The sequence below is a fragment of the Actinocrispum sp. NPDC049592 genome, assembly GCF_040675465.1.
Classification (GTDB): domain Bacteria; phylum Actinomycetota; class Actinomycetes; order Mycobacteriales; family Pseudonocardiaceae; genus Kibdelosporangium.
Genome location: NZ_JBFAPA010000019.1, coordinates 232,625 through 247,208, shown reverse-complemented (window position 1 = coordinate 247,208; position 14,584 = coordinate 232,625). Strand labels below are relative to the sequence as shown.

Below are 14,584 nucleotides of genomic sequence, written 5' to 3'. Positions count from 1 at the left end.
CCTAGACTGTCGGAGCCGGACGTTCGGCTGTCCGGACCGGAGTCGGTTCTGCCACGCCGTTCTGGACTTCGAGGCGCATCTCCTCCTCCGCTGTCTGCTGGACGCGGCTCATCGCGATGCGCAGCAGCGGGGGAGTCATCACCGAGGTCACGATGGCGACCAGGACCACGATCGTGTACGAGGCGGTGTTCAGGACGCCGAGCTTGACGCCGACGGTCGCCACGATGACCTCGATGACACCGCGGGCGTTGAGGCCGGCGCCCAGCGCGAACGCCTCCCAGTGGTTGAACCTGCTCAGCCGGGCACCGAGGTAGGCGCCGGCGAACTTGCTCCCGATGGCGACCACCAGCACCGCGATCCCGGCGAGCAGGACCGACGGGTCGGCCAGCAGGGTGAGGTCCATCCGCAACCCGGCCATGGCGAAGAACACCGGTGCGAACACCGACACCATGACCGTGCGAAGCCCTTGCAGCGCACGGTGCGGCACCCCGGCCGAGGTGATCAGGATGCCGCAGACGAACGCCCCCAGCACGGGCTCGAACTTGGCGGCGTGCGTGGCGGCCGAGAACACCAGGATGAGCACGATCGCCGCACCGACGATGACGCCCGGTTCCTGGGTCCGCATCGCGCCGCGCATGACGCCGCGCACGACCAGGCGCCCGATCGTCAGGCTGGCCAGGATGATGACGGCCAGCCAGGCGAGTGAGATCGTGATCGCCCCGGCCGCCAGGCCGGCCGTCGCCATCGCCGTGACCACGGCCAGCAGCAGCCAGCCGACGGTGTCGTCCACCACCGCCGCGGTCATGATCAGCTGCCCGACCGTGCGGTGCTGGAGGTTCATCTCCATCAGGATCTTGGCGATGACCGGGATCGCGCACACGCACATCGCCACGCCCATGAACAACGCGAATGTCGTGCGGTCGTGGGAGATCAGCGACCCGGGCAGCACGTAGCCGGTCGCGATGCCCAGCCCCAGGGGCAGCACGACACCCACGATGCTGATGCGCATGGCGGCGCTGCCGCGCTTGCGCACCAGCGCCATGTCCATGTGCGCACCGATCATCCCGACCATCAGCAGCAGGCCGACCTGGCCGACCACCTCGAGCAGGACCTGCTGGCCGGGATCGCGTTGCGGCAGCCAGCCGGACACGTCGGCGGGCAGGTGCCCGAGCACGGACGGGCCGAGCACCACGCCGACCAGCAGCTCGCCCACGATGGCCGGCAGCCTCAGCTTGCGGGCCAGATGACCGAGCAGCAGGGCCAGGATGAGCAGCCCGGCGAGCTGGCCGAGGAAGACCAGCAGCCGGTGGTCGCTCATCGCCGGCCCGGCCGCCGCGGCCACGACAGTCACGTCACTCATGTGCGACTTGGTCCCTTCGTCTCAACGGCTGTCCGGCCGGATGTCACTTGCCGTGCAGCTGCCGCAGGTACTCGTAGGTGGACGGCAGCGTGGCAAGCAGTTCCTTCTGCGTCTGCTTGATCCGCTCGAACACCGGCTCGGCGTTGTCCAGCAGGTCCGGCCGCGCGGCCAGCGCGGGCAGCGCGTGGTCGGGCAGGTAGTCCAGGCCGGCGAACACGCAGTAGTAGTTGCTGTTGTTCCAGAAGTTGCGGAACTCGGCGTCGAAGTTGGCGTAGTACGTGGACTCGTCGGTGATCGGCATGTTCACCGCGAGGCCCGCCTTGTACATCGCGATCTTCTCGGTGATGTCGTCGGCCAGCTTCAGGTCCTTGCAGGCCCGCCAGAACGCGGTGTCGTTGCGCGGCGCGAAGCTGAAGTGCGCCTGGACGAAGTCACGCGAGTCGTCGAACATCGTCTCGATCTCGGCGTTGAACCGGTCGCGCAGGATCGGGTCGAAGCCCTTGTTCGGGAAGTGCTTGGCCAGCTGGTAAAGCGCGGCGTAGACGAAGTAGATCCCGGTGGACTCCAGCGGCTCCAGGAAGCACGACGCCAGGCCGATGCTCACCACGTTGCGCACCCAGGCGCGGCGGTTGCGCCCGACGCGGAACTTGATCTGGTTGAGCGGCTGGGTCTCCGGGTCGACGCCCCACATCTTGCAGAACTCCAGGGTGGCGTCGTCGCGCTCCTGGAACCGGCTGGAGAACACGTACCCGGTGCCGAACCGGCCGAGCATCGGGATCTTCCAGCTCCAGCCCGAGGACATCGCGATCGAGGAGGTGTAGGGCTCGATGCCGACGTTCTCGTCGTCGTGCGGGATCTGGGTGGCGACCGCGCTGTCGTTGAGCAGGTAGTCGCTCATGTCCAGGAACGGCTCCTTCATGGCCTGGTTGATCAGCAGGCCGCGGAACCCGGAGCAGTCGATGAACAGGTCGCCCTCGATCGTGGCGCCCTTCTCGGTCTTCAGCGCGGTGACGTAGCCGCGCTGGTCCAGCACGGCCTCGGTCATCTTGTCCTCGATGTGCACCGCGCCCTGCTTGGTGGTGGCGAACTTGCGCAGGAACGCGGCCACCAGGTTGGCGTCGAAGTGCCAGGCGTAGTTCGTCCACTTCGTACCGTCCATGAACCGCGGCGAGAGGTTCTCGTCCATGATCGGCGGCTCGCGGTAGCAGGCGTAGTCGAACGGCTCGTCGGTCTGGCCGGCCAGCTTCTTGTACGTCCAGTGGTGCGACAGCGGCTGGTTGTCCTGGTTGGGCAGCAGCCCGAACAGGTGGTAGAAGTGGTCGGGCTTGCCGTCGAGGTTGCGGGCCTTGGACTCGCCGCGGCCGCCGGTGCGCCAGTTGATGAACTTGATGCCCATCTTGTAGCTGGCGTTGCACTCACGCATCCAGTCCTCCTCGTCGATGCCGAGGAACTGGAAGAAGGTCTTGTGCAGGTTCGGCACGGTGGCCTCGCCGACGCCGATCCGCGGGATGGACGGGGCCTCCAGCACCGTGACGGTGACCTGGGGGCCGAGCGCCTTGCCGAGGTACGACGCCGCCATCCAGCCCGCCGTTCCGCCGCCGAGAACGACGACCCTCCTGATGCTGTGATCTTCCATCGCCAGTCAACCTCCACATCGTTGATACGACCGGTATTCGTCGCGAGCCAGAGCGCATCGCGTCGCCAACGGGGATCTGGCAGCCGACATTACGGGCCGGTCGTGGCGGTTTCTTCTACGTTCTCTATACTTATTCTTTATCGGTGACGATGGCGCCGTTCCGGTGTGCCGGTCAGTCCGTCGTCAGTCCGTGGTCAGCCCGATCGCAAATCATCTTCGATGTGAGAGCGCGGCTCGCGCCGGTCAGGTTCGACCAAAGGAGTTGTGGATGTCCACGTCTGAGCTCGCTCCGGAATTCTCCGTCATTTCCGGCGCTCAGGTTCATGAGGTCCTTCAGGGGCAGGAGGAACGGATAACCGGTCTGGTCGAGGACACCTATCGAATCCACGGCCGCGGCGACACGGTGAACCCTTCGTCCTATTTTCTCCGTTTTCCCGACCGGCCGGACGCGCGCATCATCGCCCTGCCCGCCTCGGTCGGCGGCGGCGTGGGCGTGGACGGCATCAAGTGGGTGTCGAGCGTCCCGGCGAACGTCAGCGCCGGCCTGCCGCGGGCCTCGGCGGCGCTGCTGCTCAACGACCAGGCGACCGGGTACCCGTTCGCCTGCCTCGAGGCCTCGATCATCAACGCGGTCCGCACCGCGGCGTCGGCCGCCCTGGCCGCCGACTGGCTCAGCCGCGACCGCGGCCGCCCGGTCCGCGTCGGGTTCATCGGCACCGGGCTGATCGCCAGGTACGTGCACACCTACTTGGTGCGCACGGGGTGGAACTTCGAGCAGGTAGGCGTGCACGACCTGAAGCCCGAGTACGCCGAGGGGTTCCGCGGCTACGTCGAGGAGTCCGGCGGCGGTGGGACGGTCACCGTGCACGAGAGTGCCGAGGACCTGATCCGGTCGGCCGACCTGATCGTGTTCGCCACCGTCGCCGCCGCCCCGCACGTGACACAGCCGGAGTGGTTCGACCACGCGCCGATCGTGCTGCACGTGTCGCTTCGCGACCTGTCGCCCGAGGTCATCCTGGCCTCGAACAACCTGGTCGACGACGTCGAGCACTGCCTCAAGGCGAACACCTCGGTGCACCTGACCGAGCAGCTCACCGGCGGCCGGGAGTTCCTCGCGGGAACGCTCTACGACTTCATGACCGGGGCGATCGAGCTGGATCCCGGCCGCCCCGTGGTGTTCTCACCGTTCGGGCTCGGCGTGCTCGACCTCGCGGTCGGCAAGCACGTCTACGACGAGGTGCGGCGCAGCGGGCGGCTGGCCCGCGTCGACGGTTTCTTCCACGAGCTCAGCCGTTACGGCAAGCGCTGAGCCGTCGTACCGACACATTCTGCCGGGGAGTTGGCTCATGCCTGTCATCACAACGCCGCAAGAGTTCAATGTGGACGACCTGTACGTCGACCTGGGACCGGTGGCCGGAATCCCGCTCGTGCTCAAGTGCGAGGGCTTCAACTTCGCCGGGTCGATCAAGCTGAAGGCCGCCGCCGAGATGGTCGACGCCGCCGAGCGGGCCGGCTGGATCCACGCCGGCTCGACCCTGGTGGAGAGCTCGTCGGGCAACCTCGGGGTCGCACTCAGCCTGGTCGCCGCGAGCCGCGGCTACCGGTTCGTGTGCGTCACCGACGCCCGGTGCACCACGAGCGCGATCCGGCTGATGCGTTCGCTCGGCGCGACCGTCCGGGTGGTCACCGAGCCGCATCCGGAGGGCGGCTTCCTCGGCGCCCGGCTGGAGCTGGTGAACCGGCTGGTCCAGGAGAACGAGGACTTCCTCTGGCTCAACCAGTACGCCAACCCGGCGAACTGGATCGCGCACCACCAGTCGACCGGGCCGGAGATCCTCAAGGCGTTCCCGGAGATCGACGTGCTGTTCGTCGGCGCGGGCACCACCGGAACGCTGATGGGCTGCGCCCGCTACTTCCGGGAGGCCAAGCCGTCGGTGACCATCGTCGCCGTCGACGCGGTCGGTTCGGTGACCTTCGGGCAGCCCGCCGCCCGGCGGATGATCCCGGGCCTGGGCACCGGTGTCCGGCCGCGGCTGCTGGACGAGTCCTATGTGGACGACGTGGTGTTCGTGCCGGAGACGCAGACCCTGCGGACCTGCCGCCGGCTGGCCCGGCACGGGTTCATGTTCGGCGGCTCGACCGGCACGGTGGTCGGCGGGGCGGTCGGCTGGCTCTCGGCCAACCGGCTGGGCGAGGACACCACCGCGGTGGCGGTCGCGCCCGACTTCGGCGACCGGTACCTGGACACGGTCTACAACGACGAATGGGTGTCCGGCCACTACGGCGCCGGCCTGCTCGAGAACCGGGGCGGGAGCGACGCGTGAGACCGGGCCTGTCACGCACCCGGGGGACGCTGCGGGCGTTCCCCGGGTGCGGTCGTCTGCCCGGTCCCGGCAGCGGGCAGTGAGCGGACGGGGAGGGGCACATGCCGAGGATTCACTTCACGGTCAAGGACCTGGCCAGGACGCGGCTGACGTTGTCGCTGGGCCCGCTCGCCGACGCGGTGTTCGCGCTCGGCGTGCTGGTGCGGGGCGGCTACCCGCCCTACGACACCTGGCGCAGGGACGTTTCCGGGCAGCTCAGCGGCCTGACCGGGCCGATCGCGCGGCTGACCGCGCCGGGCTCGAAGATCCGCGCGCCGGACGACCTGCTGTCCCTTGTGGACAGTGAGGCGCCCGACGCGCTCTGGGCCTACGGCCTGTCCCGCCAGGAGGCGACCGTCGCGGTGCTCACCGTGTGGCGCACGGCGATCGCGCCGTACTGGGACCGCGTGCGGAGTCACCTGGAGACCGACTGCGACGCACGGGGCCGGATCGCGATGCGCCAGGGCGTTGAGGAGCTGCTGGCGACGCTGCACCCGCGGGTCGCCTGGCGGCCGCCGGTGCTCGACCTGCCCGGCGAACCTGCGGGTGACGTGCACCTGGACGGCCGCGGCCTGCAGCTCACCCCGTCGATCTTCCTCATCGACCGGCCCGGCGTGCTGCTCACGTCGGCCGGCAAGGACCGCCTGCCCGCGCTGGTGTTCGCCTCGCCGCCGGAGCCGGCCCTCGCGGCCGCGCTCTGGCAGGACCCGGTCGACCCGAGCGCGGCGCTCGGCGCGCTGATTGGCCAGACCAGGGCGGCCGCGCTGCGGGAGCTGACCACTATGCGCACCACCGGGCAGCTGGCCGACCGGCTCGGCATCACCTCGGCCGGCGCCAGCCAGCACACCGCCGTGCTGCGCCAGGCCGGGCTGATCACCACCCGGCGGATCCGCAACACCGCCCTGCACACGGTCACCGCGCTGGGGATGGCCCTGCTCAACGGTGGCTCCCCGGCTCTGGCCGGCGCCGCGGCGCCGGCCAGAGCCGTGCTTCTGCGTTGACGTCCGCTCCCACCCGACATTGGAGGTGCGACCGTGAGATCCATCGTGCACGGCACCCGGCAGGCGGCCGGCCGCCCCGTGACCTGGGACCTCGGTCCCGAGCACGCGCGGCTGGTGCGGCGGGTCATGCCCCGCCGCCCACCCGTCCGGGTCCTCTCGTCCCGGGCCTGAGGTCAGGGAATGGCCAGCGGGGCGGCGAGCCCGTTCGGCTCCGCCTGCGGCCAGGTGTTGTACTGGCGCAGGCCGTACATCAGCGGCACGTTGCCGGGCCGGTGGGTCACCTGGCAGATCTCGCCGAACACCACGACGTGGTCGCCGACGTGCACCGTGCGGCTGACCCGGCAGTCCGCGACCGCGTGCGCGTAGTGCGGCAGGTGCGGTCCGCCCGCGCTCGGCGACACGTGCCACCGGACCAGGTCGAACCGGCCCGCCGCACCGGACGCGAACAGCTCGGCCGCCGCCTGTGCCTTGCTGTGCAACAGGTTCACCGTGAAGGCGTCCCGGTCGAGGATGGCCTTCAGGGTCGGGCTCTGCTCGCGCAGGCAGATCAGCAGCGTCGGCGGCACCGGCGTCACGCTGGAGACCGACGAGCAGGTCATGCCCCACGGACGCCCGTCGGCGTCGAGCGCGGTGACCACGGCCACCCCGCTGGGAAACTGCGTCATGAGCCCCCGGAAACTGTCCACATCGACCGTGGGCCCCAGTTCGGCCGCGAAATTCGACACGTTAACCACCTCACCGGATCGGAAGTCCTGCCGGTCGCTCTGACGACCTTCCTGGATCACCTTGCCTATGTCTCAAGTTTAGAATTCGGTGATCCCCGGTGGCGACCTTCGAAAGCGGCGCCTTAATATCGGCTATTCCTCCGTGAAGGCTATGGTAGTTCTATATTCGTGCTGATTTCCGGTCGACAGAAACGCGGGCATGCGAAATGGGTTGGACCGCGGACGGTCCAACCCATTCGTTTCCCGGTTCACTTGTGGTGTGCGCGCAACAGGTCGGACACCGTGAATGCCAGCTCGATGGACTGGCCGGCGTTCAGCCTCGGGTCGCACGCCGTCTCGTACCGGGTGCCCAGGTGGTCGTCGGACAGCTCGTGCGCGCCGCCGAGGCACTCGGTCACGTCCTCGCCGGTCAGCTCCAGGTGCAGGCCACCCGGGTGGGTGCCCTCCTCCCGGTGCACCTGGAAGAACCCGGCCACCTCCGCGGCGATGTCGCTCAGCCGCCGCGTCTTGTAGCCGTTCTCGGACAGGAAGGTGTTGCCGTGCATGGGATCGCACGCCCACACCACGGTACGGCCGGTGGACTTGACCGCCTGCACGATCCGCGGCAGCAGCTCGGTGACCCGGTTGGCGCCCAGCCGGCTGATCAGCACCAGCCGGCCCGGCACGCCGGCCGGGTCCAGCCGCTCGCACACCTTGCGGATCTCCTCCGGGCTCACCGACGGGCCGACCTTGATGCCGATCGGGTTGGCGATCCCGGACAGGTACTCCAGGTGCGCGCCGTCCAGCTGCCGCGTGCGGTCGCCGACCCACACCATGTGCGCGCTGGTGTCGAACCAGGCGCCGGTGCCCGCGTCGAACCGGGTCAGCGCCTCCTCGAACGGCAGCAGCAGCGCCTCGTGCGAGGTGAACAGGTCCACTCCATGCAGTGCCTGGGATCCCGCCAGGTCGAACCCGCACGCGGCCATGAACCGCAGCGCCCACGTGATCGACTCGGCGACGTCCTCGTACGTGCGGCCCGCCGGGCTGGCCCGCACGAACTCCTGGTTCCAGGCGTGCACCCGGGCCAGGTCGGCGAAGCCCTCTTTTGTCAAGGCGCGCAAGGTGTTCAGCGTCGCGGAAGCGCGGTGGTAGGCCTGCAGCATCCGCTCGGCGTCCGGCCGGCGGGCCTCCGGGGTCGCTTCCGGACTGTTGACGATGTCGCCGCGGTACACCGGCAGCTCGACGCCGGCCACGATCTCGGTGGCCTGGCTGCGCGGTTTGCCGAACTGGCCGGCGATCCGGCCGACCTTCACCACGGGCAGGCCCGAGCCGTAGGTCAGCAGGATGGCCAGCTGCAGGATCACCTGGAGCTTGTTGCGCACCCCGTACTCGGTGCAGGAGCTGAACTGTTCGGCACAGTCACCCGCCTGCAGCAGGAAGGCGCGCCCGGCGGCGACCTCGGCCAGATCGCTCTGCAGCCGGCGGATCTCGCCGGAGCGCACCAACGGTGGCAGCCGGCCGATCTCGCCGGTCACTCGCGTGACCGCGGCCGGGTCCGGCCACTCGGGTTGCTGGACGATCGGCAGGGCACGCCAGGTGCCCGGCTGCCACAGCTCGGGCGGCCGGTGCACGGGCGGCTCGGACGTGTTCACCTCGATATCACCCCTCGGCGCTGGGCCCGTCGGCCGGTTTCACCAGACATCGGGACGGCTTCGATGGCGGCGGGCTCGGCGCCGCCGCTGAAGTACTGGATCGGCACCCGGGAACTGCTCAACTCGCTCATCGGATTCCTCCCTGTCGCCGACACGTTCCAGAGATAGCCGAAAACGCCGGCAAAGCACCTTCCGACCGAAGGCAATACTCGTCGAATCTGCTGACGCTCTACTGACCGCACGCTGACCCGGCACTGATCGTCCTCAGTGGACATATGGCCCGGCGCGGCGGCACCGCAACGGTGAACGGTCGCCGGACCGGCCCGGACCGTCCCGATCGGGGCGTTCCCCCGAGTAGCATCCACGAATGGCATACGAGCGGGAACCGGTGGAGAGCCCGCCACAGAACGCGCCCCAGGTTCCTGAGGCCGCCGCGGTCGAACGGCACCCACTGTACGACTTGCAGGGGTACGCCGGGAACATGGCGGTGAGCCGGCTGGTGCGGGTGCAGCGCCAGGACGCGACCGGCGGGTCTTCAGGCTCATCGGATGAGCCGCTGGACGCCGCCGCGGTGGCCGCCGCGCTGAGTTTCTACCGTGCCCAGCCCACTCTGTACACGCGGCAGGTCATCCAGGACCTGCGGACGCGCCTGGGGCTCGACCCGGCGGGCGGCATCGACGCGGGGCTGGCGCAGGCCGTCGCCCGGTTCCAGCGCGACGAGGGCGCCAACGACCCCGCGCTGGTGATCGACGGCAAGGCCGGGCCGCGCTCCACTCCGCGGCTGTTCCCGTCGGGCCTCGCCGCGGCGGGGGAGGGCGCGACCTTCGGCGGTGAGGCGCAGACCGAGGTGCTCGACGAGTGGGACACCCTCGCCACGGCTCAGGCGCGGGCCGATGCCTTGGTCGTGGCGGTCAACCGGCGGCTGACCGCCGCGGGTGTGCCGACGGTGACCGCTGTGCTGTACGCGGGGGAGTCCCCACAGGAGAGCGGTTCGTTCGATTTCGCCACCTGGTCCATGCAGCTCAACCAGTTGCGGTTCGACCAAAGTGGACTGACCCAGGCGGACGCGGCGGACCTGGCCAACACGGTCTACCACGAGGCCCGGCACACCGAGCAGTGGTTCATGATGGCCCGGTACCTCTCCGGGCAGGGCTACAGCGCCGCGGGAATCGCGAGCACCATGGGCATTCCCGGGCGGATCGGCCGCGATGCCAAAGCAGCGGCGCCGATCCTGCGCGGCACGGTCGAAGCCGTGCAGGCATCCGGTTTGTACGAGAGCGTGTACGGCTCGGCCTCCGCGCACCGCGAGGACGTGTTGACCCGCTTGAACGACGCCGACTGGGCGGTCACCACCGCCAGATGCCGGTGCGAGCGCGCGCCGTCCCCGGCCAACGACGCCCTGCTCGCCCAGGCCGAGGCCGCGTTCGACGTCGTGCACGCCCAATACCGGGAGCTGCCGGAGGAGAACGACGCCTGGGCCACCGGGCCGATGGGCGAGGCGGGCGTCACGAGCGGCACACCGCATCCGGTGCCCAGCCCCACCGTGAGTCCATGTGATCAACTGCGTGCCGCGGGCCGGCCCGTACCGGCCGCTTCGGGAGGATCCGGTCCGTGAACATCGATGAGCTGGTCATGTTGCGTTCGCTGGTCCACGCGACCGGCACCGTCAGCGACGACGCGCCGCCATCCGTCCGGGTGGTGCACGGCCCCGGCGGCGGGCTGGACCATGTCCGCGTGGAGTTCACCGAACCCGTTGCCCTGCAAGACCTTTCCGCAGGTTTCGGCCCTTCCCGCGAACTCCCCAGAGCCCCCTCCGGCGCCCGCCGAGCAGTATTCCCGGACACCGAACCGGGCGACGGCCAGCGCGGCGTGACCGTCCTCGCCGAACTCAACCGCGCCGGTGAGGCCACCACCCTCATCCTCCGCCCCGACGACTTCACGAGCTGACGCCGGGTTCGTCAAGCGGACCAGCGCGAGCAGCCACTTGTTCGCGCTGGGGTGGCTACCGTAATCGCCGTAGTTCGGGCGCGACCGGCCTACGGGGGATCCAGTAGGCCGGATCATGTCCTGGGCCGACGCGTTGACCTGCGGTTTCCCGGCACGCTTGGCCCATGCTCACCGCTCGACAGGACACCGCGGCCCGGCCATGGGTCTGGTGGTTGTTCAGGGTTCTCACGACGTTGCTGGCGGTCGATGCCTACGCGCAGGCGATCCTCGCCGGCCGGTTCCTGTCCGGGGATTTCGGCATGTTGTCGGCGCATCGGTTCAACGGCACCGATGGCGTGGCGATCCTGTCGTTCGTGCTGATCGCCGCGGCGGTGATCGCCTGGCGCAAAAAGCACGCGCCGGGCCATCTGGTGGTGTTCACGTCGATCCTGAGTGGACTGATCGTGCTGCAGATCGTCCTGGGCTTCGACCGGATGCTGGGTGTGCACATCCCGTTGGGTGTGGCGATCATCGTGCTGTCCACAATGCTCACCGTCTGGGCGTGGCGCAGGTGACGATCAACCGGCGGCAGATGCTGGCGTATCTCGGTGGCGCGGTGGCCTTGGGTGTGGGCATCCCGGTGCTCAGCGGCACCGAGGAGGCGGGAACGTTGATACCAAGCCAACTTCCGCTGCCGACGCCGTTCCAGACCCGGCTACCCATCCCACGGATCCTATCGCCGCAAAGCCATCCTGACCATCCTGGCGCGGACTACTACGAGATCACCGACCAGGTCGCCGACCGTGAGATCATTCCGGGCACCAGGACCCGGATCTGGGGACCGGACGGCACATTCCCCGGCCCCACCATCTTTTCGCAGTCCGGCCGCCCCACGGTCGTCCGCCGCGTCAACAAACTGCCGATCCCGACTGTCAACCACCTCCACGGCGGCCACGTGCCTTCCGCGAGCGACGGCTTCCCAACAGACTTGGTATTCCCAGAGGGGCACGCAGGCCACAGTGACATGGCCGACGATCCGATGGCGGTCACCACGGTCGGTTCCCGCGACTACGTCTACCCGATGACACAGCGCGCGGCCACGCTCTGGTACCACGACCACCGGATGGGCGCGACCGGCATGGACGTCTGGAACGGGCTGGCGGGGTTCCACATCATCCGCGACGCCGAGGAGACCGCCCTGCCGCTGCCATCGGGCGACCGGGACATCCCGCTGATGGTCGTGGACCGGTCGTTCGACCAGGATGGCGAGTTCCGCTACTCCGAATCGGACGGCGCGCTGGGGGACGTGATCCTGGTGAACGGCGCGCCCTGGCCGGTGGCCGACGTACACGCGTGCCGGTACCGCCTCCGGTTGCTCAACGCGTCCAACGCCCGCCGCTACCGGTTCGCCCTCGGCCTGCCGATCGTCCAAATAGGATCGGACGGCGGCCTGCTCGACCGGCCGGTGAGCCACGACACCCTGGATGTCGCGCCCGCGGAACGGTTCGACGTGATCGTCGACTTCACCGCCCACGCCCACCAGGAGATCACGCTGACCAACCAGCTCGGGTCCGGCGGCACAGCCGTGGTGATGCGGTTCCGGGTCGGCGGACCGATCCCAGACCACACCAGCGTCCCCGCACGGTTGAGCACCGTGCCCAGGCTGGACCGGGCCGAGGCCGAGGTGGTCCGGGACTTCACCTTCCAGCGTGGACCGAAGTACTGGAGCATCAACGGCCAGGTGTTCGACCCGGCCCGGCCGATCGCCACCCCGCGGCTGGGCGCGTGCGAGATCTGGCGGTTCGTCACCGACTTCCACCACCCGGTCCACCTGCACCTGGTGCCGTTCCAGGTACTGTCGCGCAACGGACTCGATCCCGGGCCCGCCGACGTCGGCTGGAAGGACACCATCGATCTGCGACCTGCCGAACTGGCCGAGGTGATCGTGCGGTTCACCGGCTACAAAGGACGGTACGTGCTGCACTGTCACAATCTGGAACATGAGGACATGGCCATGATGGCCACGGTGACCGTCGTGTGAGGGAGGGCGGGATGAGGCGCCACCTCGCCGAGGCGTTGACGCTCGGCGCGACCACGATCGTCAGCGTCCTGGGCACGATCGGCGAGTACGCGGAGACGACGCAGCCGGTGCCGCCGCTCTGGGGCGCTCTCGCGTTGTCGTTGCTCGCGATCCTGCCGCTGCTGTGGCGCCACCGGGCGCCGCTGGCGGTCGCCGTGGTGATTCTGGTGATCTGCCTGGCGTACAACCTGATCGGGTACACCGGGCTCGCCATTGCCATCGCCGTCTATCCCGCCTGCTACACCTTGGTCAGCGAAGGGACCAGCCGCCGGTCCCTGGCGGTCGGCACCGCGGTGGCGTTGGGTGTGCCGGTGATCTCGATGGTGCCGCCGCTGCCGCCGAGCGGGATCAACCTCGACGCGGTCAGCGGGACGGCGATCAGCCTCGCGGCCGTGGTCGCGCTGGCCGAGGCCAAACGCGCCCGCATGGTCGCCGCCGCCGAGCAGCTCCGGCGGATCACCCAGGAGTCCGAGCGGCGCCTGGCCGACGAACGGTTCACCATCGCCCGCGAGCTGCACGACGTCCTGGCCCACACCATCACGCTGATCAACGTGCAGGCCGCGGCCGCGCTGGACGCCCTGCCCGCGCGGCCGGAGCAGACCGAGTCCGCGCTGCGCACGATCCGCGGCGCGGCCAAGGACGCCATGGCCGAGCTGCACAGCACCCTGCGGGTCCTGCGCGACAACCAGGCGGCTGAGTCATCGGATCCGCAGCCCCGGCTCGACCAGGTACCGAACCTGGTGGCGCTCGCCCGCAGCGCCGGTGTCCAGGCCGATCTCGTGACGACCGGAGCCGTCGACGACATCCCCACCGGTGTCGAGCTCGCGGCCTACCGCATCATCCAGGAGGCTTTGACCAACGTGATCAGGCACGCCCACGCGACGACCGCGACCGTCCGGATCACCCGAGAGCCGGACTCCTTGGTGGTCGAGGTGACCGACAACGGGACGGCGGTCGCCACCGAGCTTGCCATCGGTCACGGCATGATCGGGATGCGTGAACGCGTCCGCGCGGCCGGCGGTAGGTTCGAAGCCGGTCCGGCACCGGGCGGGGGATTCGCCGTGACGGCCCGGCTGGACCTGGGAGCGGCCCGATGACCGTGCGGTTGGCGTTGGCCGACGACCAGGCGCTGGTCCGTGCGGGCTTCCGGTCGTTGCTGGACAACACCCCGGACATCGACGTGGTCGGCGAGGCGGCGGACGGCCGCGCCGCCGTCGAGCTGGCCCTGCGGACCCGGCCGGACATCATGCTGATGGACATCCGGATGCCGGTGCTCGACGGCATCGAGGCCACCCGCGAGATCTGCGCCCACCCGTCGCTGGGCAACGTCCGGGTGGTGGTCCTGACGACCTTCGAGATCGACGAGTACGTGTTCGCCGCGCTGCGGGCGGGTGCGAGTGGGTTCCTGGTCAAGGACGTGGAACCCGACGACCTGCGGCACGCGGTCCGGGTCGTCGCCGCCGGAGAGGCCCTCCTGTCGCCCAGCGTGACCCGCCGCCTGATCGCCGAGTTCGTGTCCACACCCCACCGCACCCCGGCGCAGACCGCCCTGATCAACGAGCTGACCGACCGCGAACGCGAAGTGACCGCCATGGCCGCGCAAGGCCTGACCAACCACGAGATCGCCGACCGCCTGGTGATCAGCGTCGCCACCGCCCGCACCCACATCTCCCGGGCGATGACCAAGGTCGGCGCTCGGGACCGAGCCCAGCTCGTCGTGTTCGCGTACCAGTCCGGACTGGTCCGCGCGACCTGAGGTTCTCGCTCGATCAAATCCCCGGCCTCGCCGCGTGGACAACTCACCGGACAGACGCCGCAGGGCCGATGGACGGCATGACTCGCGTGCTGGTTCATTGGATCTG

The 14,584-nt window shown here is 69.5% G+C and carries 14 protein-coding genes; 10 read left to right on the top strand and 4 right to left on the bottom strand.

The genetic code is table 11. The features are described from left to right. Position 1: 1 nt before the first annotated feature. Positions 2–1,360, bottom strand: coding sequence for a cation:proton antiporter (locus AB0J95_RS38855; RefSeq protein ID WP_364769701.1), 1,359 nt, complete (start codon positions 1,358–1,360; stop codon positions 2–4). Between the two features lie 43 nt (positions 1,361–1,403). Beyond that, complete coding sequence (locus AB0J95_RS38850) at positions 1,404–2,996, bottom strand: tryptophan halogenase family protein (protein WP_364769699.1); 1,593 nt, start codon at positions 2,994–2,996, stop codon at positions 1,404–1,406. Positions 2,997–3,264: 268 nt separating this feature from the next. Between AB0J95_RS38850 and sbnB the strand changes: the two genes are divergently transcribed. From sbnB to AB0J95_RS38830, 4 genes are all read left to right on the top strand, one after another. Next, entirely contained in the window at positions 3,265–4,305 is a 1,041-nt protein-coding gene (gene sbnB, locus AB0J95_RS38845; protein WP_364769697.1) for a 2,3-diaminopropionate biosynthesis protein SbnB, read from the top strand. A 37-nt stretch (positions 4,306–4,342) separates the two neighbouring features. After that, positions 4,343–5,320, top strand: coding sequence for a 2,3-diaminopropionate biosynthesis protein SbnA (gene sbnA, locus AB0J95_RS38840; protein WP_364769695.1), 978 nt, complete (start codon positions 4,343–4,345; stop codon positions 5,318–5,320). 101 nt (positions 5,321–5,421) lie between these two features. Next, positions 5,422–6,360 carry a hypothetical protein gene (locus AB0J95_RS38835; protein WP_364769693.1) on the top strand — a complete coding sequence of 313 codons (939 nt, stop codon included), beginning with the start codon at positions 5,422–5,424 and terminating at the stop codon, positions 6,358–6,360. Positions 6,361–6,393: 33 nt separating this feature from the next. Beyond that, positions 6,394–6,531 carry a hypothetical protein gene (locus tag AB0J95_RS38830; RefSeq protein ID WP_364769691.1) on the top strand — a complete coding sequence of 46 codons (138 nt, stop codon included), beginning with the start codon at positions 6,394–6,396 and terminating at the stop codon, positions 6,529–6,531. A 2-nt stretch (positions 6,532–6,533) separates the two neighbouring features. Here AB0J95_RS38830 and AB0J95_RS38825 read toward each other — a convergent pair whose 3' ends face one another. Together AB0J95_RS38825 and AB0J95_RS38820 are read right to left on the bottom strand one after the other, a co-directional pair. Beyond that, a complete protein-coding gene (locus tag AB0J95_RS38825) occupies positions 6,534–7,085 on the bottom strand; it encodes a flavin reductase family protein (protein WP_364769689.1) in 552 nt (183 codons plus the stop codon). Between the two features lie 248 nt (positions 7,086–7,333). Further along, the gene (locus tag AB0J95_RS38820) at positions 7,334–8,716 is read right to left on the bottom strand and encodes a class II 3-deoxy-7-phosphoheptulonate synthase (RefSeq protein WP_364769688.1); all 1,383 of its coding nucleotides are present in this window, start codon (positions 8,714–8,716) and stop codon (positions 7,334–7,336) included. Between the two features lie 367 nt (positions 8,717–9,083). On the opposite strand from AB0J95_RS38820, the gene AB0J95_RS38815 reads away from it, so the two are divergent. The 6 genes from AB0J95_RS38815 to AB0J95_RS38790 all read left to right on the top strand — a co-directional run bounded on the left by AB0J95_RS38815 (position 9,084) and on the right by AB0J95_RS38790 (position 14,478). Further along, a complete protein-coding gene (locus AB0J95_RS38815) occupies positions 9,084–10,331 on the top strand; it encodes a hypothetical protein (protein ID WP_364769686.1) in 1,248 nt (415 codons plus the stop codon). After that, the gene (locus AB0J95_RS38810; protein WP_364769684.1) at positions 10,328–10,663 is read left to right on the top strand and encodes a hypothetical protein; all 336 of its coding nucleotides are present in this window, start codon (positions 10,328–10,330) and stop codon (positions 10,661–10,663) included. Before AB0J95_RS38815 ends, AB0J95_RS38810 begins: the two co-directional genes overlap by 4 nt. Before the next feature lie 164 nt (positions 10,664–10,827). Next, positions 10,828–11,217 (top strand): hypothetical protein, encoded by a 390-nt coding sequence (locus AB0J95_RS38805; RefSeq protein WP_364769682.1) that lies wholly within the window; start codon positions 10,828–10,830, stop codon positions 11,215–11,217. Then, positions 11,214–12,683, top strand: a complete 1,470-nt coding sequence (locus AB0J95_RS38800) for a multicopper oxidase domain-containing protein (RefSeq protein ID WP_364769741.1) — start codon at positions 11,214–11,216, stop codon at positions 12,681–12,683. Before AB0J95_RS38805 ends, AB0J95_RS38800 begins: the two co-directional genes overlap by 4 nt. An 11-nt stretch (positions 12,684–12,694) precedes the next feature. After that, positions 12,695–13,819 carry a sensor histidine kinase gene (locus tag AB0J95_RS38795; RefSeq protein WP_364769680.1) on the top strand — a complete coding sequence of 375 codons (1,125 nt, stop codon included), beginning with the start codon at positions 12,695–12,697 and terminating at the stop codon, positions 13,817–13,819. Further along, on the top strand, positions 13,816–14,478 hold the full coding sequence (locus tag AB0J95_RS38790) for a response regulator transcription factor (RefSeq protein WP_364769678.1): 663 nt from the start codon (positions 13,816–13,818) through the stop codon (positions 14,476–14,478). The genes AB0J95_RS38795 and AB0J95_RS38790 overlap by 4 nt, the downstream gene beginning before the upstream one ends. The last annotated feature ends 106 nt before the right edge of the window (positions 14,479–14,584 follow it).

What these genes read in the sequence shown, in the direction of transcription:
- AB0J95_RS38855 (WP_364769701.1), bottom strand. Translation starts at nt 1,360, where the DNA reads ATGAGTGACGTGACTGTCGTGGCCGCGGCGGCCGGGCCGGCGATGAGC.
- AB0J95_RS38850 (WP_364769699.1), bottom strand. Translation starts at nt 2,996, where the DNA reads ATGGAAGATCACAGCATCAGGAGGGTCGTCGTTCTCGGCGGCGGAACG.
- sbnB (WP_364769697.1), top strand. Translation starts at nt 3,265, where the DNA reads ATGTCCACGTCTGAGCTCGCTCCGGAATTCTCCGTCATTTCCGGCGCT.
- sbnA (WP_364769695.1), top strand. Translation starts at nt 4,343, where the DNA reads ATGCCTGTCATCACAACGCCGCAAGAGTTCAATGTGGACGACCTGTAC.
- AB0J95_RS38835 (WP_364769693.1), top strand. Translation starts at nt 5,422, where the DNA reads ATGCCGAGGATTCACTTCACGGTCAAGGACCTGGCCAGGACGCGGCTG.
- AB0J95_RS38815 (WP_364769686.1), top strand. Translation starts at nt 9,084, where the DNA reads ATGGCATACGAGCGGGAACCGGTGGAGAGCCCGCCACAGAACGCGCCC.
- AB0J95_RS38805 (WP_364769682.1), top strand. Translation starts at nt 10,828, where the DNA reads ATGCTCACCGCTCGACAGGACACCGCGGCCCGGCCATGGGTCTGGTGG.
- AB0J95_RS38795 (WP_364769680.1), top strand. Translation starts at nt 12,695, where the DNA reads ATGAGGCGCCACCTCGCCGAGGCGTTGACGCTCGGCGCGACCACGATC.
- AB0J95_RS38790 (WP_364769678.1), top strand. Translation starts at nt 13,816, where the DNA reads ATGACCGTGCGGTTGGCGTTGGCCGACGACCAGGCGCTGGTCCGTGCG.